Here is a 19,125-nt window from a genome sequence, read left to right on the forward strand (position 1 = left end):
CTGGATTGGCAACCCGAGGAGTAAGCACTAGAGTATGCGCGCGCAAAACGGGCTTGAGCCGTTCGCACATCGTTGTCGCGTTTATTACGAGGACACCGATGCGGGCGGCATCGTGTATTACGTTAATTACCTCAAGTTTATGGAACGGGCTCGAACCGAGCGGCTCCGGGAGCTGGGCTTTGCCCAGTCGGCGCTGGCCGGGGAGGACCTGTTGTTCGTCGTGCATTCCAGCGAAGCGCGTTATCACGCGCCGGCGCGACTGGACGACGAGCTTCTGGTAAGCGCTGATGTAATCGAATTGAACCGTGCCAGCCTGCGCTTTCGACAGCAGGTCAGGCGGGCAACGGATAATGTGCTGCTCTGCGAAGGGCAGTTTCTGGTGGCCTGTGTGCGCACTAACAGTTTGAAACCCCGGGCCCTTCCCGAAGACCTGCGTGCGGCCTTTGCCGACGCGGTCGGCACGGGTACACACTCAAAGCAGGAGATAAAGCGTGGAAGCTAACGTCGTCGACCATTCCTCCATGTGGAGCCTGGTCAGCAATGCCAGCATCGTGGTGCAGTTGGTAATGTTGACCCTGGTGGCCGCATCGGTGACCTCATGGATCATGATCTTTCAGCGCAGCAACCTGCTGCGCGCCGGTCGACGTGCCCTGGAGAGCTTCGAGGAGCGCTTCTGGTCGGGTATCGACCTGTCCAAACTCTACCGTCAGGCCGGCAGCAACCCGGATCCGGATTCGGGCGTCGAGCAGATCTTCCGCGCCGGCTTCAAGGAGTTCTCCCGTCTGCGTCAGCAGCCAGGCGTCGATCCTGAAGCGGTGATGGAAGGCGTGGCCCGTGCCATGCGCGTCGCCATCTCCCGCGAAGAAGAAAAGCTCGAGCAGAGCCTGCCGTTCCTCGCCACCGTCGGTTCCGTCAGCCCGTACATCGGTCTGTTCGGTACCGTCTGGGGGATCATGAACTCCTTCCGTGGTCTGGCCAGCGCCCAACAGGCCACTCTGGCTACCGTGGCTCCCGGCATCGCCGAAGCCCTGATCGCCACCGCGATCGGTCTGTTTGCCGCGATCCCGGCCGTTATCGCTTACAACCGTTTCTCTGCCCGCAGCGAAACCTTGCTGAGCCGCTACTACACCTTCGCCGATGAATTCCAGGCGATCCTGCACCGCAAAGTGCACACCAGCGAAGAATAAGCAGGTATTTCCCGATGGCTTTAATCACTCGAGCCCGACACAAGCGCAAGCCGGTCGCCGAGATGAACGTAGTGCCTTACATCGACGTGATGCTGGTGCTGCTGGTCATCTTCATGGTGACTGCGCCGATGCTCAATCAGGGCGTGAAAGTGGATCTGCCCAAGGTTTCCAGCGAAGCCTTGCCGCAGGACAACAACACCCAGGTGCTGACCATTTCGATCAAGTCGGACAAGACCTACTACTGGAACCTTGGCAGCGAAGTCGACACCGAGAAGCAGCAGGACCGGGCCATGACCCTGCCACAGATGACCGACGCGGTGACCAAGATCATTCGCGCCGGCACTGAAGGCGGCAAGCGTACCCAGGTCTTCATCCGTGGCGACAAGTCCGTCGATTATGGCTCCGTCATGGGCGCCATGGGCGGGTTGCAGAAAGCCGGGGTCGGTAACGTTGGCTTGATCACCGAGGCGCCCTGATGCAGCAACAGCGAGAGCCGTCCGCCTCGGAAAGCTACTTCTGGCCTAGTGTCTGGGCGATTGGCTTGCACGTGCTGGTGTTCGGCATGCTGTTCGTCAGTTTCGCCCTGACCCCGGAGCTGCCGCCGGCCAAGCCGATTGTCCAGGCGACCCTGTACCAGCTGAAATCGAAAAGTCAGGCAACCACCCAGACCAATCAGAAGATTGCGGGTGAGGCGAAAAAATCCGCCGCGCGCCAGACCGAAGTCGAGCAGATGGAGCAGAAAAAGGTCGAGCAGGAAGCGGTGAAGGCTGCGGAACAAAAGAAAGAAGAAGCGGCTCAAAAGGCCGAGGAAGCCAAGAAGGCCGATGAGGCGAAGAAAGCGGACGAGGCGAAGAAGGCTGATGAAGCCAAGAAAGCCGAAGACGCGAAGAAAACCGCCGAAGCCAAGAAGGCAGAAGAGAAACAATTGGCTGATATAGCCAAGAAGAAAGCCGAAGAAGAAGCCAAGAAGGCTGCTGAAGAAGAGGCCAAGAAAGCGGCCGCTGAAGAAGCCAAGAAGAAGATCGTCGAAGACGCGAAGAAGAAAGCCGCCGAAGACGCCAAGAAGAAAGCTGAAGCTGAAGAGGCGAAGAAGAAAGTCGCCGAGGACGCGAAGAAGAAAGCTGCTGCCGATGCTGCGAAGAAGAAAGCGCAGGAAGCGGCACGTAAATCCGCCGAAGACAAAAAGGCTCAGGCCCTGGCAGATTTGCTTTCCGACACGCCGCAGCGCCAGCAGGCCTTGGCCGATGAGCAGGGCGATGAAGTCGCGGGCAGTTTCGATGACCTGATTCGTGCGCGGGCAGCGGAAGGCTGGGCACGTCCACCTTCGGCACGCAAAGGCATGACGGTTGTACTGCAGATCGGCATGTTGCCGGACGGTACGGTGACTTCGGTCAGCGTGGCCAAGTCCAGTGGCGACGGTCCGTTCGATGCGTCGGCAGTGGCAGCGGTCAAGAATATTGGACGTTTGACGGAAATGCAGGGAATGAAGCCGAGCGATTTCGCTCCGTATCGTTCATTCAAGATGACATTCACACCTGAGGATCTAGCCTTGTGAGAAACCTTCTTCGAGGAATGCTGGTCGTGATCTGCTGCATGGCAGGGATCGCGATGGCGGATGAAAAGAACATTCTGGTCACCAGCGGCAGCGATCGGGCAACTCCGATCGCCGTCGTACCGTTCGGTTTCCAGGGCGGTGCCGTCCTGCCGGATGACATGGCTGAAATCATTGGTAACGATTTGCGCAACTCGGGCTATTACTCGCCGATTCCAAAGCAAAACATGATCAGCCAGCCAAGCCAGCCGAGCGAAATCATCTTCCGTGACTGGAAGGCGGTGGGCGCGCAATACATGATGGTCGGCAGCATCGCGCCGGCCGGTGGCCGTCTGCAGGTGCAGTGGGCTCTGTTCAACGTCGCCACCGAGCAGAAAGTGGCTGATGGCAGTGTGTCCGGTACCACCGAACAGCTGCGTGACATGGCGCACTTCATCTCCGATCAGTCGTTCGAAAAGCTGACCGGTATTAAAGGTGCATTCTCGACTCGCCTGCTGTACGTCACAGCCGAGCGTTTCTCCGAGAAGAACACCCGTTACACCCTGCAGCGCTCGGACTATGACGGCGCCCGCGCCGTGACCCTGCTGCAATCGCGCGAGCCGATCCTGTCGCCGCGTTTTGCACCGGACGGCAAGCGTATCGCCTACGTGTCGTTCGAACAGAAGCGTCCGCGCATCTTCATGCAGAACATCGACACCGGTCGTCGCGAGCAGATCACCAACTTCGAAGGCCTGAACGGCGCGCCAGCCTGGTCGCCGGACGGCAATCGCCTGGCGTTCGTGCTGTCGAAAGACGGTAACCCGGACATCTACGTGATGAACCTCGGTTCGCGTCAGATCACCCGCGTGACCGCAGGTCCTGGCATCAACACTGAACCGTACTGGGGCAAGGATGGTTCGACCATCTACTTCACCTCCGACCGTGGCGGCAAGCCGCAGATCTACAAGACCAGCGCTGGTGGCGGCGGTGCCGAGCGTGTGACTTTCGTGGGCAACTACAACGCCAACCCGAAGCTTTCGGCGGATGAAAAGACCCTGGTGATGATCCATCGTCAGGACGGTTTCACCAATTTCAAAGTGGCGGCCCAGGATTTGCAGCGCGGAAGTGTAAAAATCCTCACTGATAGCACTCTGGACGAGTCGCCTACTGTTGCGCCCAACGGCACCATGGTAATCTACGCCACCCGCCAGCAGGGCCGGGGAGTCTTGATGCTCGTGTCCATTAATGGACGCGTGAGGCTCCCGCTTCCTACCGCTCAAGGCGAAGTCAGAGAACCGTCCTGGTCCCCTTACCTGAACTGACGCGGCGCTTTACGTTTTACTTAACACACTGGGGTTCATTAGGAGTTTCACGATGGAAATGCTGAAGTTTGGTAAATTTGCTGCGCTGGCTCTGGCCATGGCTGTAGCTGTAGGTTGCTCGTCCAAAGGCGGCGACAACGCCGGTGAAGGCGCTGTTGATCCAAACGCTGGTTACGGCGCAAACACTGGTGCAGTTGACGGTTCCCTGAGCGAAGAAGCTGCTCTGCGCGCAATCACCACCTTCTACTTCGAATACGACAGCTCGGACCTGAAGCCAGAAGCCATGCGCGCTCTGGACGTTCACGCCAAAGACCTGAAAGCAAACGGCGCTCGCGTTGTTCTGGAAGGCAACACCGACGAACGTGGTACTCGTGAGTACAACATGGCACTGGGCGAGCGTCGTGCGAAAGCCGTTCAGCGCTACCTGGTACTGCAAGGTGTTTCCCCAGCTCAGCTGGAACTGGTTTCCTACGGCGAAGAGCGTCCAGTTGCTACCGGCAACGACGAGCAGTCCTGGGCTCAAAACCGTCGCGTCGAACTGCGTAAGTAATTCGATATGCGAACGTGCCGTCGTGCTGTAACTGTTCTGGCTCTCAGCCTCGCGCCGCTTGCGGCGTGGGCTGCGGTTCCTGTGGTCGATGACAACTCCGGTTATAACAATAGCGGGAGCAGTTATCCGCCTGCAGGTTACGGTACGAACGGCGCCTATGCCGGGGGAGCGGCTTCGGCCCCTGCCTCGGCAAACGGCATGCTGTTCAACCAACTGCAACAAATGCAGGATCAGATATCGCGCCAGCAAGGCGTGATCGAAGAACTGCAGAATCAAGTTTCGCGCATGAAGCAGGAATCCCTGGAGCGATACCAGGATCTTGATCGGCGCATAGGATCCGGCGTTGCACCTGCCGCGACTCCCGAGAATTCTTCTGCCGGTGGCGATGCAAGTGCTGCTGCCGGTGCCGCCGCTGGAGCCGGGGCTGCTGCTGCCGCCCAGGCACCTGCTGCGGGTGGCGAACCGGCTGATCCGGCCAAGGAAAAGCTGTATTACGACGCAGCTTTCGACCTGATCAAGGCCAAGGATTTCGACAAGGCCAGCCAGGCATTTGCCGCTTTCCTGCGTAAATACCCGAACAGCCAATATGCGGGCAACGCCCAGTACTGGCTGGGTGAAGTGAACCTGGCAAAAGGCGATCTGCAAGGTGCAGGTCAGGCTTTCGCCAAGGTTTCGCAGTTGTATCCCAAGCACGCCAAAGTGCCGGATTCGCTGTACAAGCTGGCTGACGTAGAGCGCCGCCTCGGTCATACCGACAAAGTCAAAGGCATTCTGCAGCAGGTGGTGGCCCAGTATCCGGGCACGTCCGCCGCGCAGTTGGCCCAGCGCGATCTGCAACGCATGTAACAGCTTTGACCCGTTTGGAAGAAACCCGCGCTTGTCGCGGGTTTTTTCGTTAGAATTCACGCCCTTTTATGAAACACGCTTCTGGTGATCTACGCGTTGGCGGGGTTGCCTGAAGTGCCTGACGGAGGCGGACAGCCTGTTTAGCTGTTACGCCCGTGGCGACTATGCAAGACACATTGAGAATCACCGAAGTTTTCTACTCGTTGCAGGGGGAAACGCGGACTGCCGGGCTGCCCACTGTTTTTGTGCGCCTGACCGGTTGCCCATTGCGTTGCCAATACTGCGACAGCGCCTACGCGTTCAGCGGTGGCACGATCCGTACTCTCGACGACATCCTCGAGCAAGTGGCCGGCTTTCGCCCGCGCTACGTCTGCGTCACTGGCGGTGAGCCGCTGGCACAACCCAATGCCATCCCTTTGCTCAAACAGTTGTGCGATGCCGGCTACGAAGTCTCGCTGGAAACCAGCGGCGCCCTCGACATCTCGGCGGTCGATCCGCGGGTCAGTCGGGTGGTCGACCTGAAGACGCCAGACTCCAAAGAAGCCCATCGCAACCGTTACGAGAACATCGAACTGCTGACGCCCAACGATCAGGTGAAGTTTGTCATCTGCTCGCGGGAGGACTATGACTGGGCGGTATCGAAGCTGATCCAGTACGGTTTGGAGCGACGTGCAGGTGAAGTGCTGTTTTCCCCAAGTCACCACGACCTGAACGCTCGGGATCTGGCGGACTGGGTGGTGGCGGATAACCTGCCAGTGCGCCTGCAACTGCAGCTGCATAAATATCTATGGAATGATGAGCCGGGGCGCTGAGATGACTGAACAACTGAACACTAGCCAGAAACGTGCGGTAATCCTGCTGTCGGGTGGTCTGGACTCGGCAACTGTCGTGGCCATGGCCCGCGCTGAAGGCTACGCCTGCTACACCATGAGTTTCGATTACGGTCAGCGTTCCCACGCCGAACTGCATGCCGCTGCTCGCGTTGCCCGCGATCTGGGTGTGGTCGAGCACAAGGTGATCGGCCTGAACCTGAACGGCATGGGCGGTTCGGCCCTGACCGACACCAGTATCGACATCCCGGAAGAGTTGGGCGAAGGTATTCCGGTCACTTACGTGCCGGCGCGTAACACCGTCTTCCTGTCGCTGGCTTTGGGCTGGGCTGAAGTGCTCGGTGCCCGTGACATCTTTATCGGCGTCAACGCGGTCGATTACTCCGGTTACCCGGATTGCCGTCCCGAGTTCATCGAGTCGTTCGAGCGCATGGCCAATCTGGCGACCAAGGCCGGTGTGGAAGGCAATGGTTTCCGCATCCAGGCACCGCTACAGAACCTGAGCAAGGCGCAGATCGTCCAGGCGGGCGTGAAGCTCGGCGTTGATTACGGGCTGACCGTTTCCTGCTATCAGGCCGACGATGATGGCCGCGCTTGCGGCAAATGTGACAGCTGCCGACTGCGTGCAGAAGGCTTCGCAGCGGCCGGAATCAGCGACCCGACACCTTATTTTTGATTTTTTTCAAATTAGGTGTTGAATAGTCCTTAAAAATCAGTATTATACGCGCCACCACACAGCGGGTCGTTAGCTCAGTTGGTAGAGCAGTTGGCTTTTAACCAATTGGTCGTAGGTTCGAATCCCACACGACCCACCATATTTGGCGGTTTAGAAAATCCGGAAGGCCCACGAAAGTGAGGATTTCCGGGTTTTTTTTTGCCTGCGATTCGGGCATTTCTCTCTTCGTTTCCTCCCGCCGTGACGCAGGTCAGAATCATCTTTTGTATCAACGGGATATTCTGTAGCCTTGCGCAGCTTCAATGCTGTCCGTGCCTGATAATACTCACTCTCCCGGCGGTACCCTCAAGCGGTCCGGAGCCGGGTGTATACTCGACTTTCGCGCGAATGCGCCTGCAGGTCTTGCGAACATGACGCAGATTTCCGAACGCCTTCTGGTACAAGCCCACCTCGATGCCAAGCAGCCCAAGCCGCTGACAGCCGAGGAAGAGGCTTATTACCGTTCCGCCATCGCCGCCGAGCTCAAGGCTCAGGACGCGGTGCTGGTTGCCCACTTTTATTGCGATCCGATCATCCAGGCCCTCGCCGAAGAAACCGGCGGTTGTGTTTCCGATTCTCTGGAAATGGCCCGCTTCGGCAACGCCCATCCGGCCAAGACCGTGGTGGTCGCTGGCGTGAAATTCATGGGCGAGACCGCGAAGATTCTCAACCCTGAAAAACGCGTGCTGATGCCGACCCTGGAAGCGACCTGCTCGCTGGATCTGGGTTGCCCGGTGGACGAGTTCTCGGCGTTCTGCGATCAGCATCCGGAACGCACCGTGGTGGTGTATGCCAACACCTCGGCGGCGGTCAAAGCCCGGGCCGACTGGGTAGTGACCTCCAGCTGCGCACTGGAAATCGTCGAAAGCCTGATGGACAACGGCGAAACCATTATCTGGGGGCCGGACAAGCACCTGGGCACCTACATCCAGCGTCAGACCGGCGCCGACATGTTGCTCTGGGACGGTGCTTGCATCGTTCACGAAGAGTTCAAGTCCAAGCAGTTGGAAGACATGAAAGCGCTGTACCCGGACGCTGCCATTCTGGTGCACCCGGAGTCGCCGACCTCGGTGATCGAACTGGCGGACGCCGTCGGTTCCACCAGTCAGCTGATTGCCGCCGCGCAATCGCTGCCGAACAAGACCCTGATCGTCGCCACCGATCGCGGCATCTTCTACAAGATGCAGCAGCTGTGCCCGGACAAGGTCTTCATCGAGGCGCCAACCGCCGGTAACGGCGCGGCATGCCGCAGTTGCGCACATTGCCCGTGGATGGCCATGAACACCCTTGAACGCACGCTCAAGTGCCTGAAGGAGGGCTCGAACGAGATCTTCGTCGACCCGGCTCTCATTCCTCAGGCGATCCGCCCGCTCAAGCGCATGCTCGATTTCACTCAGGCCGCGCGGATGAAGCTGGCCGGCAACGCCTGACCTTGAGCCGCAAACAAAAACGCCCCGATTGGATCGGGGCGTTTTTGCATCTGGAGGATTATTTGGTTTTCTTCGGGATTCGCACGAGCTGTGTGTCGGAGTAGATGTCATGCCAGGCGCGTTTCTGTTTGTCGAACAGCGACCAGAAGAATCCCAGGCCCAGGCACAGCCACGACGCAATCGACACCATGAACCGCAGCAACGCCTGCCACAGACTGATCGCAGTGCCATCGGCGTTCTGCACACGAATGCCCCAGACCTGCATGCCCAGGGTCTGCCCGGCGTGGGTCCAGAACTTGGCGAAGAAGCCGAACAGCACCAGCAGCAGCACCGTGGAGTACAGCGGATCGCCATCCAGTTGCCCGGCGTCGGTCAGAACCCGCAGACGCTCCTCACCGATGACCGCGGCCTGAATCATCTTGTAGACGCCACCGGTCACGATCAGCAGGGCAGTGCACAGCAGAAAGTCATAGAACATCGCTGCCAGACGACGGCCCAGGCCGACGGCGGGGAAATCGCCCTGGGGAGTGAGCAGGTGTTTCGACATGGCAGCCTCTGGACGGAAAGTGAAGCGCCATTTTACGGATTTGCGCCCACAAAAAAGCCCCTGATATCAATATCAGGGGCTTTTTCGTAACAGAAATCAGGCTTCTGCGATGACTTCGTCAGCTTGCATGCCTTTCTGGCCTTGCACAGCAACGAAGGTCACTTTCTGGCCTTCTTTCAGGCTCTTGAAGCCGTTGCCCTGAATGGCGCGGAAATGCACGAACAGATCCGGACCGCTTTCTGGAGTGATAAAACCAAAACCTTTCTCGTCGTTAAACCACTTGACGGTACCGCTCTGACGTGTGGACATTTCTTATTTCCTTTGACGCATAAATTGATGACAGTCTCTTTCTCATGAAAGAGTACTGGGGCTGGTTGCAGGAGAGTAAGAAGACGTCGAACGGGATGTAGCTAACTTGTAGGCTACTGCCCAGGTCACGATTCCAAGCTGACCCATGCAAACACAGTGGACAAACTCTACGCCAACTACGGGAGGAAAAACAAGCCCTGTGAAGGCCCCGGTTTTCCTGCGCTTGCTGGCACTTAGTCGATCCACTAGTCCGGCTTATTCGATTGGCTTGTTCAATTGTTTTCGAACGTTATAAGCCAAGTTCATATTCGAATCGAATGTAAACAGAGTGCACTGTTTTATGGCGATTGCGTTACACATTAGTGCACGCATAACGCAATCGCGTTACTTATAGAAACAGTCAATCAACCGCGATAGTAGCGTTGTGGAACAAATGGCATTTTGCTTACAAGCAATGGCACCTTTTTCCCACGAACAATCGCCCAAACTGGCGTGTCGAGTGCGACGTAGGCGCTGTCCAGGTAACCCATGGCCAACGGGCCGCCCAGGGTCGGGCCGAAACCGCCGCTGCACACGCTGCCGATGATCTCGCCCGCTTCGTTGACGATTTCTGCACCTTCACGGACCGGCGTGCGCTCTTGCGGCAGCAGGCCGACGCGTTTGCGCTGAACGCCGTTCTGCTGTTGAGCGAAGACTTGTTCCGCACCCGGGAAACCACCGGCGCGCGCACCGTCGGCACGCCGAGGCTTGGAGATTGCCCACAGCAGGCTGGCTTCGATCGGGGTGGTCTCGGTGTTCATGTCGTGGCCGTACAGGCACAGGCCGGCTTCCAGGCGCAGCGAGTCGCGGGCGCCGAGGCCGATGGCGGCCACTTCCGGTTCGGCCAGCAGGGCGCGGGCGAGTTTTTCCGCGTCGGCTGCCGGAACCGAGATTTCGAAACCGTCTTCACCGGTGTAGCCCGAACGGCTGACAAAGCAGTCAACGCCCAGCAGCTTCACGCGGGTGAATTGCATGAAAGTCATTTTCGCCACTTCCGGCGCCAGGCGTGCCAGCACGGTCACGGCGGCCGGGCCTTGCAGGGCGAGCAGGGCGCGTTCTTCGAACAACGGCTCGATCTTGCACTGGTCGCCGATGTGTTTTTGCAGATGGGCCAGGTCCTGGTCCTTGCACGCGGCGTTGACCACCAGGAACAACTCGTCGTTGCCCAGGTTGGCGACCATAAGGTCATCGAGGATGCCGCCGGTTTCGTTGGTGAACATCGCGTAGCGCTGCATGCCGACCGGCAGGTCGATGATGTCCACCGGCACCAGGGTTTCCAGGGCTTTGGCGGCATTGGCGCCGGTCAGGCGGATCTGGCCCATGTGCGAGACATCGAACAGCCCGGCCTGCTCACGGGTGTGCTGGTGTTCTTTCATCACGCCCAGCGGGTATTGCACCGGCATGTCGTAGCCGGCGAACGGCACCATGCGGGCGCCGAGTTCGATGTGCAGAGCGTGCAGCGGGGTTTTCGACAGTTGTTCGGACATGCGTGACTCCTTGATTCACACCAACCCTCTCCCGGAGGGAGAGGGGGCCAGTTTTGTGTTCTCTCCCAAAGGGAGAGCGAGTTAATGGCGCGATCAGCACTCGATAATGTTGACCGCCAGACCGCCACGGGCGGTCTCCTTGTATTTGCTTTTCATGTCGGCGCCGGTCTGGCGCATGGTGCGGATGACCTTGTCGAGGGAGACGAAATGCTGCCCGTCTCCGCGCATGGCCATGCGCACGGCGTTGATCGCCTTGACCGAGCCCATGGCGTTGCGCTCGATGCACGGCACCTGAACCAGCCCGCCGATAGGGTCGCAGGTCAGGCCGAGGTTGTGTTCCATGCCGATTTCAGCGGCGTTTTCCACTTGTTGCACGCTGCCGCCGAGCACTTCGCACAACGCGCCGGCGGCCATCGAACAGGCCACGCCGACCTCGCCCTGACAGCCGACTTCGGCGCCGGAGATCGAGGCGTTTTCCTTGTACAGAATGCCGATGGCCGCGGCGGTGAGCAGGAAGCGCACCACGCCGTCATCGTTCGCGCCGGGAATGAAGCGCATGTAGTAATGCAGCACCGCAGGAATGATCCCCGCCGCGCCATTGGTCGGTGCCGTGACCACGCGCCCGCCGTTGGCGTTTTCTTCGTTGACGGCCAGGGCGTAGAGGTTGACCCAGTCCAGCACCGACAGCGGATCGCGCAGCGACGATTCCGGGTTCTTGCACAGTTGCCGGTGCAGCGCCGCCGCCCGCCGCTTGACCTTCAGGCCACCCGGCAGGATGCCTTCGTTGCGACAGCCGGCGGCCACGCAGTCCTGCATCACTTGCCAGATTTTCAGCAGACCGGCGCGGGTTTCCGCTTCCGGGCGCCAGGCGCTTTCGTTGGTCAGCATCACCTGACTGATCGACAGACCATAGGTGGCGCAGTGACCGAGCAGGTCCTTGGCGCTTTTGAACGGGAAGGTCAGCGGGGTGGCGTCCTCGACGATGCGGTCGGCGCCGGCCGCGTCTTCGTCGACCACAAAACCGCCGCCGACCGAGTAGTACTCGCGGCTGCGGATCTGCAATCCCGCCGCATCGAAGGCACGGAAGATCATGCCGTTGGGGTGATAGGCCAACGGCTTGCGGATCATTGCCAGGTGTTCTTTCTCGTTGAACGCAATGCTGTGTTCACCGAGCAGGTTCAAACGCCCGTTGCCACGAATCTCCGCGAGACGGGCGGCGACGGTTTCGGTATCCACGGTGTCCGGGTGTTCACCTTCCAGGCCCAGCAGCACGGCCTTGTCGCTGCCGTGGCCCTTGCCGGTGGCGCCGAGGGATCCATACAACTCGACCCTGACGCTGGTGGTGGCCGACAACAGGTTTTCCCGACGCAGCCCTTCGACGAAGCGCGCAGCGGCGCGCATCGGGCCGACGGTGTGGGAGCTGGAGGGGCCGATGCCAATCTTGAACAGGTCGAACACGCTTAACGACATGGTTGTTCTCCGGTTTCTTGTTATAGGAATTGGCGGGATATCAGGCTTGATGCATTTCCTTGTGGGAGTGAGCTTGCTCGCGAAAGCGGAGTGCCAGTCACCATCAATGTTGGCTGATCTGCCGCTTTCGCGAGCAAGCTCGCTCCCACAGGGTTTTGTGGTGTTCTTGAAGTTGGGGGCGTGGTGGCCGCCCCCTCATTCGTTTAAGCGTAGCTTTCGATCGACGGGCAGGCGCAGACCAGGTTGCGGTCGCCGAACACGTTGTCGACGCGACCGACCGGCGGCCAGTACTTGCCTTCGATCAACGACGCCACCGGGTACACCGCTTGTTCGCGGCTGTACGGGTGAGTCCACTCGCCGACCAGCTCTGCAGCGGTGTGCGGAGCGTTCTTCAGCGGGTTGTCGTCCTTGTCCAGGGTGCCGTTTTCCACCGCGCGGATTTCTTCGCGGATGCGGATCATGGCGTCGCAGAAGCGGTCCAGTTCTTCCTTGGATTCGCTTTCGGTCGGCTCGATCATCAGCGTGCCGGCCACCGGGAACGACATGGTCGGGGCGTGGAAGCCGAAGTCGATCAGGCGCTTGGCGACGTCATCAACGCTGATGCCGCTGCTGTCTTTCAGTGGGCGCAGATCGAGGATGCACTCGTGCGCCACCAGACCGTTGCTACCGGTGTACAGCACTGGGTAGTGCTCTTCCAGGCGACGGGAAATGTAGTTGGCATTGAGGATCGCCAGCTGCGAAGCGCGCTTCAGGCCTGCGCCACCCATCATGCGAATGTACATCCAGGTGATCGGCAGAATGCTCGCGCTGCCGAACGGTGCTGCGCAGACCGCGCCTTCTTTGCGTTCCATGTGGCCGTGGCCGGGCAGGAACGGAGTCAGGTGCGATTTCACGCCGATCGGGCCGACGCCCGGGCCACCACCGCCGTGCGGGATGCAGAAGGTCTTGTGCAGGTTCAGGTGCGACACGTCGCCGCCGAACTTGCCCGGTGCACAGAGGCCGACCATCGCGTTCATGTTGGCGCCGTCGATGTACACCTGGCCGCCGTTGTCATGAATGATGCCGCAGATTTCGCGGATGCCTTCTTCGAACACGCCGTGGGTCGACGGGTAAGTGATCATCAGCGCCGCGAGGTGTTCGCGGTGCTCGATGGCCTTGGCGCGCAGGTCTTCGATGTCCACGTTGCCACGGGCGTCGCACGCGGTCACGACCACGCGCATGCCGGCCATGTTGGCGGTCGCCGGGTTGGTGCCGTGGGCGGACGACGGGATCAGGCAGATGTCGCGACGGTCTTCGCCACGGCTCTGGTGATAGGCGCGAATCGCCAGCAGACCTGCGTACTCACCCTGGGAACCGGCGTTCGGTTGCAGCGAGATCGAGTCGTAACCGGTGGCGGCGCAGAGCATCGCTTCCAGTTCGTCGGTCAGTTGCTGGTAACCGGCGCTTTGCTCGGCCGGGGCGAACGGGTGCAGGGCGCCGAATTCGGCCCAGGTCACCGGGATCATTTCGCTGGCGGCGTTGAGTTTCATGGTGCACGAGCCCAGCGGGATCATGGTGCGATCCAGTGCCAGGTCCTTGTCCGCCAGTTTGCGCAGGTAGCGCATCAGCTCGGTTTCCGAGTGATAACGGTTGAAGACCGGATGGCTGAGGATCGGCGACTGGCGAACCAGCGCGGCTGGAATGGTGCTTTGCGCGGCAGCGGCCAGAGCAGCGAAATCCGGCAGGGTCTTGCCGTCGGCGAACAGGCTCCACAGGGTTTCGATGTCGGCCTGGGTGGTGGTTTCGTCGACCGACAGGCCCAGACGCTGGGCGTCTATCACACGCAGGTTGATCTGTTGGGCGCGGGCCTTGTCATGCAGCGCGGAGGTTTGCGCGCCGGTGGCCAGGGTCAGGGTGTCGAAGAAGCTGGCTTGCTCGACGGTCACGCCCAGTGCGCTCAGGCCCTTGGCCAGGATCGCGGTCAGGTGATGCACGCGGTTGGCGATCTGGGTCAGGCCTTTAGGGCCGTGGTACACGGCGTACATGCTGGCGATGTTGGCCAGCAGCACTTGTGCGGTGCAGATGTTCGACGTGGCTTTCTCGCGGCGGATGTGTTGCTCGCGGGTCTGCATCGCCAGACGCAGGGCCGGCTTGCCGAAGCGGTCAACCGAAACACCGACCAGACGGCCCGGCATGTCGCGCTTGAACGCATCTTTGGTGGAGAAGTAAGCCGCGTGCGGGCCACCGAAGCCCAGCGGAACGCCGAAACGTTGCGCGCTGCCGATGGCCACGTCGGCGCCAAACTCGCCCGGCGGGGTCAGCAGGGTCAGGGCCAGCAGGTCAGCGGCCACGGCGACCAGTGCGTTGGCGGCGTGGAAGCGTTCGGTCAGTTCGCGGTAGTCGAACACATCACCGTTGCTGGCCGGGTATTGCAGCAGCGCGCCGAAGAACGGCGTCACGTCGGTCAGCTCGCGCTCATCGCCCACGACCACGTCGATGCCCAGTGGCTCGGCACGGGTGCGCAGTACGTCGAGGGTTTGCGGGTGGCTGTGGATCGAGGCGAAGAACTGGTGGCTGCCCTTGTTCTTGCTCAGGCGTTTGCAGAAGGTCATGGCTTCGGCAGCGGCTGTGGCTTCGTCGAGCAGGGATGCGTTGGCGATCGGCAGGCCGGTGAGGTCGCTGATCAGGGTCTGGAAGTTCAGCAGCGCTTCGAGACGGCCTTGGGAAATTTCTGGCTGGTACGGGGTGTAAGCGGTGTACCAGGCCGGGTTTTCCAGCAGGTTGCGCAGGATCGGCGACGGCGTGTGGCAGTTGTAGTAGCCCTGACCGATGTAGGTCTTGAACAGTTGGTTCTTGCCGGCGATGCCTTTGATCATCGCCAGGGCATCGGCTTCGCTCAGGCCGTCGTCGAGGCCGAGCACGCTGGTGCCCTTGATGCTTTCCGGGATGACGCTGGTGCTCAGGGCTTCGAGCGAGTCGAAACCGAGGCTGTTGAGCATGGCTTGCTCGTCACCGGCGCGCGGGCCGATGTGACGGGCGATGAATTCGTTGGCGGTGCCGAGATTTACTTGGGTCATGTCAGGTTCCTCAGGCTTCGGCTTGGGCTTTGATCAGGCGGTCGTAGGCGTCCTGATCCAGCAGCTTGGCGACGGCCGAAGCGTCGGATGGCTTGAAGCGGAAGAACCAGCCTTCGCCCAGCGGATCTTCGTTGACCAGCTCAGGGCTGTCTTCCAGGGCCGGGTTGGTGGCCAGGACTTCACCGTCCAGTGGCATGTAAACGCCGCTGGCGGCTTTTACCGATTCCACGGTGGCGGCTTCGGCGCCTTTCTCGTACGCCTGCAATTCAGGCAGTTGCACGAACACCACGTCGCCCAGGGCGTTCTGCGCAAAAGCGGTGATGCCAACGGTGACAGAACCATCGGCTTCGGCGCGCAGCCATTCGTGATCTTCAGTAAAACGCAACTCGCTCATGGAATCTCCTAGGGGCCAGACTCGTCTGGTGGACGCGGTGGAATACTCGGGCGGCAATGCCCTGATTTTATGAGCGGTTACTTAGCAAGAACGCGGCCAACGTAAAAATATCGTTATAAATCAATGGTTTGATTGATTTATTGGCGAGCGCGATCAGGTTAGCTGTAGCGAAATCGCTACAGCGAGGGGCGAAGAAAAAAGGTGAACCGGATCAAAGCCTTGCACAGCGGTGATCGGAGGAGGGTGTATCGATATCGTTCCGCTGTAGCGCTTTCAGTACAGATGGAGGTCGCTTTTGGGGCGGTGTCAGGCTTTTCCCGGAATCCCGTACTTGCGCAGCCGATGGGCGATCGCCGTGTGCGAGGTTTGCAGGCGGCTGGCCAGTTGGCGGGTCGAGGGGTAGCTGACGTAGAGTTTTTCCAGCAGCGATTTCTCGAACGCTTCCACGGCTTCTTCGAGGCTGTCGACGTCAGTGTCGGTCTGGCGCGCCACCGAGGTGCCGGCGATGTCGAGGTCGCCGATGTCCACCAGGCTGCTTTCGCAGATCGCGGCGGCGCGGAAGATCACGTTCTGCAATTGCCGCACGTTGCCTGGCCAGCGGTTGCCGAGCAGCGCCGGATAGGTGCCGGGCGCGAGCCGGCAAACCGGACGCTGGATCTGCGCGCAGGCCTGCTGCATGAAATAGCGCGCCAGCAACAGAATGTCCTGACCGCGTTCGCGCAACGGCGGCACTTCAACGTTGAGTACGTTGAGGCGATAGAACAGGTCTTCGCGGAACAGGCCTTCGCTGACCATTTTTTCCAGGTCGCGGTGGGTGGCGCTGAGGATGCGCACGTTGACCTTTACCTCACGATCACCACCGACCCGACGGAAGCTGCCGTCGTTGAGAAAACGCAGCAGTTTGGCCTGCAAGTACGGCGACATCTCGCCGATCTCATCGAGGAACACCGTGCCTTGGTTGGCCAGTTCCATCAGCCCCGGTTTGCCGCCGCGTTGTGCGCCGGTGAAGGCGCCGGGTGCGTAGCCGAACAGTTCGCTCTCGGCGAGGTTCTCCGGCAGGGCCGCGCAGTTCAGCGCGAGGAATGGTGCGCTGTGCCGGGCGCTGATGGCGTGACAGGCGCGGGCCACAAGTTCCTTGCCGGTGCCGGTTTCGCCCTGGATCAGCAGCGGCGCATCGAGGGCCGCCACCCGCTGCGCGCGGGCCTTGAGTGTGCGGATTGGCGGCGATTCACCGAGCAGCGCATCGAAGCCTTCGGCGTGATCGTGATGTAGCGCCGAGAGTTGTTCGCCGATGCGGTTCGGTTGATACAGGGTGAGCAGGGCGCCAGCGTCGGTGATCGGCGTGGCGTCGAGCAACAGGGTCTGGCCGTTGACGGTGATTTCTCGCAGCGGCAGGCGGAAGCCTTGTTCGAGCAGGGTTTCGAGCAGGCCCGGATCGTTGAACAGTTCCGAAACGCTTTCGCCCGCCGGCTCGCGGCCGTACAGGGCGATCAGTGCCGGGTTGGCCAGCAGCACCTTGCCGGCGCTGTCCAGCGCCAGCACCGGGTCGGTCATCGCCGCGAGCAACGCGTCGAGCTGCAAGTGCCGACGTTGACCGGGCAGGATGTCGACCACGGTTACTGCTTCTACACCACGCACGCGAAACAGCGCATCTTTCAGTTCTTCGAGCACTTGCGGGCTCAAGGTCGGGGCGTCGATGTAGACGTTGGGCGGGATCATCTCCACCGCATCCAGATTGAGATTGCGCCCGCCGAGGATAGCCAGGACTTCCTGGGTGATGCCGACGCGGTCGATGAAGCTGACGTGGATACGCATGGGGCGGTTCTGGGTTCTGGAGTGCGGAGGGGGGCAAGTATGCCTTGGGGCGGGGAAATGGTGAAATCTGCGTCCTGCGCTGATCGTTCCCACGCTCCTGCGTGGGAATGCATCCCGTGACGCTCTGCGTCACAGTGGACGCGGAGCGTCCATGGCGGCGTTCCCACGCAGAGCGTGGGAACGATAATTAGAAAAGGGTTACTCGAAATGCTCGGGATTGACCGGATCCCCGGATTTCATATTCAACTTCATGCGGATGTCTTCAAACATCAAATCGTAATGCTTGTGCACCGAGCCAATCTGGCTGTGGCTCTTGGGAATGCCGTATTTTTCGGCGATCTGCGTCACGTTGCGAGCGAAGTTGTAGGCCTCTTCCTTCGGCAGGAAGAAGGGCTCGTTGACCTCTTTGCCCTGAATGCTTCCAACCAGCCGGAACTGTATCCCTTTGCCTTTTTGCGGATCCTGCGACACTTCGTATTCGAGGCGGATGTTGTAGTTGACGTCATCTTGGGTCAACGCATGCCGCTCGATATGCAAATGACCGGGTTCGAACTGGGCCATGGTTTTCTCCTTTCAAGGCATGGGAGAAGGGCAGACCTGAGGTCTGCCCCCGGAGTTTCTTTTTATCGGTAGGTGATGCCCGGCGCTGCCGTGCTGACCCGCGTACCCGCGGTGCCCTGGACGATGGCTTCGATGTCCGAGAGCGAACCGATCACCGCGACCTTGCCAGTATGGCGCGCAAATTCACAGGCTGCCTGCACCTTCGGCCCCATGGAGCCGGCGGCGAAGCCAAGGCGTTCGAGTTCGTCCGGGTGGGCCTGGGCGATGGCTTTCTCGGTCGGTTTTTTGAAGTCGATGTACGCCGCGTTGACGTCGGTGGCGATCACCAACAAGTCCGCCTCCAGCTGTTCGGCCAGCAGCGCCGAGCACAGGTCCTTGTCGATCACCGCTTCGATGCCTTGCAGCTTGCCGTGCGCGCCATACATGGTCGGAATGCCGCCACCGCCGGCGCAGATCACGATGCTGCCCTTGTCCAGCAGCCACTTGATCGGGCGGATTTCGAAGATGCGTTTCGGCCGTGGACTGGCGACCACGCGGCGGAACTTGTCGCCGTCCGGGGCGATGGCCCAGCCTTTTTCAGCGGCGAGTTTTTCCGCTTCGGCTTTCTCGTAGACCGGGCCGATCGGTTTGGTCGGGTTCTTGAAGGCCGGGTCGTTGGCGTCGACTTCGACCTGGGTGAGCAGGGTGGCGAACGGGACTTCGAAGTCCAGCAGGTTGCCCAGTTCCTGTTCGATGATGTAGCCGATCATGCCTTCGGTTTCGGCACCGAGCACGTCCAGCGGGTAAGGGGTGACGGAAGTGTAGGCCGCTGCCTGCAACGACAGCAGGCCGACTTGCGGGCCATTGCCGTGGGCGATGACCAGTTGGTTGCCAGGATGGATCTTGGCGATTTGCTCGGTGGCGATGCGGATGTTGGCGCGCTGGTTGTCAGCGGTCATCGGCTCACCACGGCGGAGCAGGGCGTTACCGCCCAGAGCTACGACGATACGCATGGTGCATGTCCTTTTTTCGTGTTGATCGTTCCCACGCAGAGCGT

Annotated in this window: 19 protein-coding genes and 1 tRNA gene; 11 read left to right on the forward strand and 9 right to left on the reverse strand. The window is 60.4% G+C overall.

Features of this window, described 5'->3' with window-relative positions:
- The first annotated feature begins 34 nt into the window (after positions 1–34).
- The 11 genes from ybgC to nadA all read left to right on the forward strand — a co-directional run bounded on the left by ybgC (position 35) and on the right by nadA (position 8,411).
- A complete protein-coding gene (ybgC, locus tag K5E37_RS12210) occupies positions 35–502 on the forward strand; it encodes a tol-pal system-associated acyl-CoA thioesterase (RefSeq protein ID WP_007951203.1) in 468 nt (155 codons plus the stop codon).
- Positions 492–1,187, forward strand: a complete 696-nt coding sequence (gene tolQ, locus K5E37_RS12215; protein WP_007912733.1) for a protein TolQ — start codon at positions 492–494, stop codon at positions 1,185–1,187. Before ybgC ends, tolQ begins: the two co-directional genes overlap by 11 nt.
- A gap of 23 nt (positions 1,188–1,210) precedes the next feature.
- Positions 1,211–1,663, forward strand: coding sequence for a protein TolR (gene tolR, locus K5E37_RS12220; protein WP_162130475.1), 453 nt, complete (start codon positions 1,211–1,213; stop codon positions 1,661–1,663).
- Entirely contained in the window at positions 1,663–2,742 is a 1,080-nt protein-coding gene (gene tolA / locus K5E37_RS12225) for a cell envelope integrity protein TolA (protein WP_085606614.1), read from the forward strand. Before tolR ends, tolA begins: the two co-directional genes overlap by 1 nt.
- A 17-nt stretch (positions 2,743–2,759) precedes the next feature.
- Entirely contained in the window at positions 2,760–4,040 is a 1,281-nt protein-coding gene (gene tolB / locus K5E37_RS12230; RefSeq protein ID WP_162831782.1) for a Tol-Pal system beta propeller repeat protein TolB, read from the forward strand.
- A 52-nt stretch (positions 4,041–4,092) separates the two neighbouring features.
- The gene (gene pal, locus K5E37_RS12235; RefSeq protein ID WP_003178634.1) at positions 4,093–4,590 is read left to right on the forward strand and encodes a peptidoglycan-associated lipoprotein Pal; all 498 of its coding nucleotides are present in this window, start codon (positions 4,093–4,095) and stop codon (positions 4,588–4,590) included.
- 6 nt (positions 4,591–4,596) lie between these two features.
- Positions 4,597–5,436: a tol-pal system protein YbgF gene (ybgF, locus tag K5E37_RS12240; RefSeq protein WP_007951199.1), complete on the forward strand. Its 840-nt coding sequence runs from the start codon at positions 4,597–4,599 to the stop codon at positions 5,434–5,436.
- A gap of 164 nt (positions 5,437–5,600) precedes the next feature.
- Complete coding sequence (gene queE / locus K5E37_RS12245) at positions 5,601–6,248, forward strand: 7-carboxy-7-deazaguanine synthase QueE (protein ID WP_007951198.1); 648 nt, start codon at positions 5,601–5,603, stop codon at positions 6,246–6,248.
- A 1-nt stretch (position 6,249) separates the two neighbouring features.
- The gene (gene queC, locus K5E37_RS12250) at positions 6,250–6,942 is read left to right on the forward strand and encodes a 7-cyano-7-deazaguanine synthase QueC (RefSeq protein WP_007951197.1); all 693 of its coding nucleotides are present in this window, start codon (positions 6,250–6,252) and stop codon (positions 6,940–6,942) included.
- A gap of 63 nt (positions 6,943–7,005) precedes the next feature.
- Positions 7,006–7,081, forward strand: a tRNA-Lys gene (locus K5E37_RS12255).
- A gap of 271 nt (positions 7,082–7,352) precedes the next feature.
- On the forward strand, positions 7,353–8,411 hold the full coding sequence (gene nadA / locus K5E37_RS12260) for a quinolinate synthase NadA (RefSeq protein WP_039766022.1): 1,059 nt from the start codon (positions 7,353–7,355) through the stop codon (positions 8,409–8,411).
- Positions 8,412–8,469: 58 nt separating this feature from the next.
- Here nadA and K5E37_RS12265 read toward each other — a convergent pair whose 3' ends face one another.
- From K5E37_RS12265 to arcC, 9 genes are all read right to left on the reverse strand, one after another.
- The gene (locus K5E37_RS12265) at positions 8,470–8,958 is read right to left on the reverse strand and encodes an RDD family protein (RefSeq protein WP_221533955.1); all 489 of its coding nucleotides are present in this window, start codon (positions 8,956–8,958) and stop codon (positions 8,470–8,472) included.
- Between the two features lie 96 nt (positions 8,959–9,054).
- Complete coding sequence (locus K5E37_RS12270) at positions 9,055–9,267, reverse strand: cold-shock protein (protein ID WP_007951194.1); 213 nt, start codon at positions 9,265–9,267, stop codon at positions 9,055–9,057.
- Between the two features lie 404 nt (positions 9,268–9,671).
- The gene (gene gcvT / locus K5E37_RS12275) at positions 9,672–10,793 is read right to left on the reverse strand and encodes a glycine cleavage system aminomethyltransferase GcvT (protein WP_221533956.1); all 1,122 of its coding nucleotides are present in this window, start codon (positions 10,791–10,793) and stop codon (positions 9,672–9,674) included.
- Between the two features lie 93 nt (positions 10,794–10,886).
- A complete protein-coding gene (locus K5E37_RS12280; RefSeq protein WP_007951192.1) occupies positions 10,887–12,263 on the reverse strand; it encodes an L-serine ammonia-lyase in 1,377 nt (458 codons plus the stop codon).
- Positions 12,264–12,466: 203 nt separating this feature from the next.
- The gene (gcvP, locus tag K5E37_RS12285; protein ID WP_221533957.1) at positions 12,467–15,319 is read right to left on the reverse strand and encodes an aminomethyl-transferring glycine dehydrogenase; all 2,853 of its coding nucleotides are present in this window, start codon (positions 15,317–15,319) and stop codon (positions 12,467–12,469) included.
- A 10-nt stretch (positions 15,320–15,329) separates the two neighbouring features.
- Positions 15,330–15,713: a glycine cleavage system protein GcvH gene (gene gcvH, locus K5E37_RS12290; protein ID WP_114885059.1), complete on the reverse strand. Its 384-nt coding sequence runs from the start codon at positions 15,711–15,713 to the stop codon at positions 15,330–15,332.
- A gap of 306 nt (positions 15,714–16,019) precedes the next feature.
- Positions 16,020–17,528 carry a sigma-54-dependent transcriptional regulator gene (locus K5E37_RS12295; RefSeq protein ID WP_011335629.1) on the reverse strand — a complete coding sequence of 503 codons (1,509 nt, stop codon included), beginning with the start codon at positions 17,526–17,528 and terminating at the stop codon, positions 16,020–16,022.
- A 198-nt stretch (positions 17,529–17,726) separates the two neighbouring features.
- Complete coding sequence (locus tag K5E37_RS12300; RefSeq protein WP_085606600.1) at positions 17,727–18,089, reverse strand: DUF5064 family protein; 363 nt, start codon at positions 18,087–18,089, stop codon at positions 17,727–17,729.
- Between the two features lie 62 nt (positions 18,090–18,151).
- The gene (gene arcC / locus K5E37_RS12305; RefSeq protein WP_007951187.1) at positions 18,152–19,081 is read right to left on the reverse strand and encodes a carbamate kinase; all 930 of its coding nucleotides are present in this window, start codon (positions 19,079–19,081) and stop codon (positions 18,152–18,154) included.
- Between the last annotated feature and the right edge of the window lie 44 nt (positions 19,082–19,125).

This window comes from Pseudomonas sp. RIT778 (assembly GCF_019718735.1).
Lineage (GTDB): Bacteria > Pseudomonadota > Gammaproteobacteria > Pseudomonadales > Pseudomonadaceae > Aquipseudomonas > Aquipseudomonas aphyarum.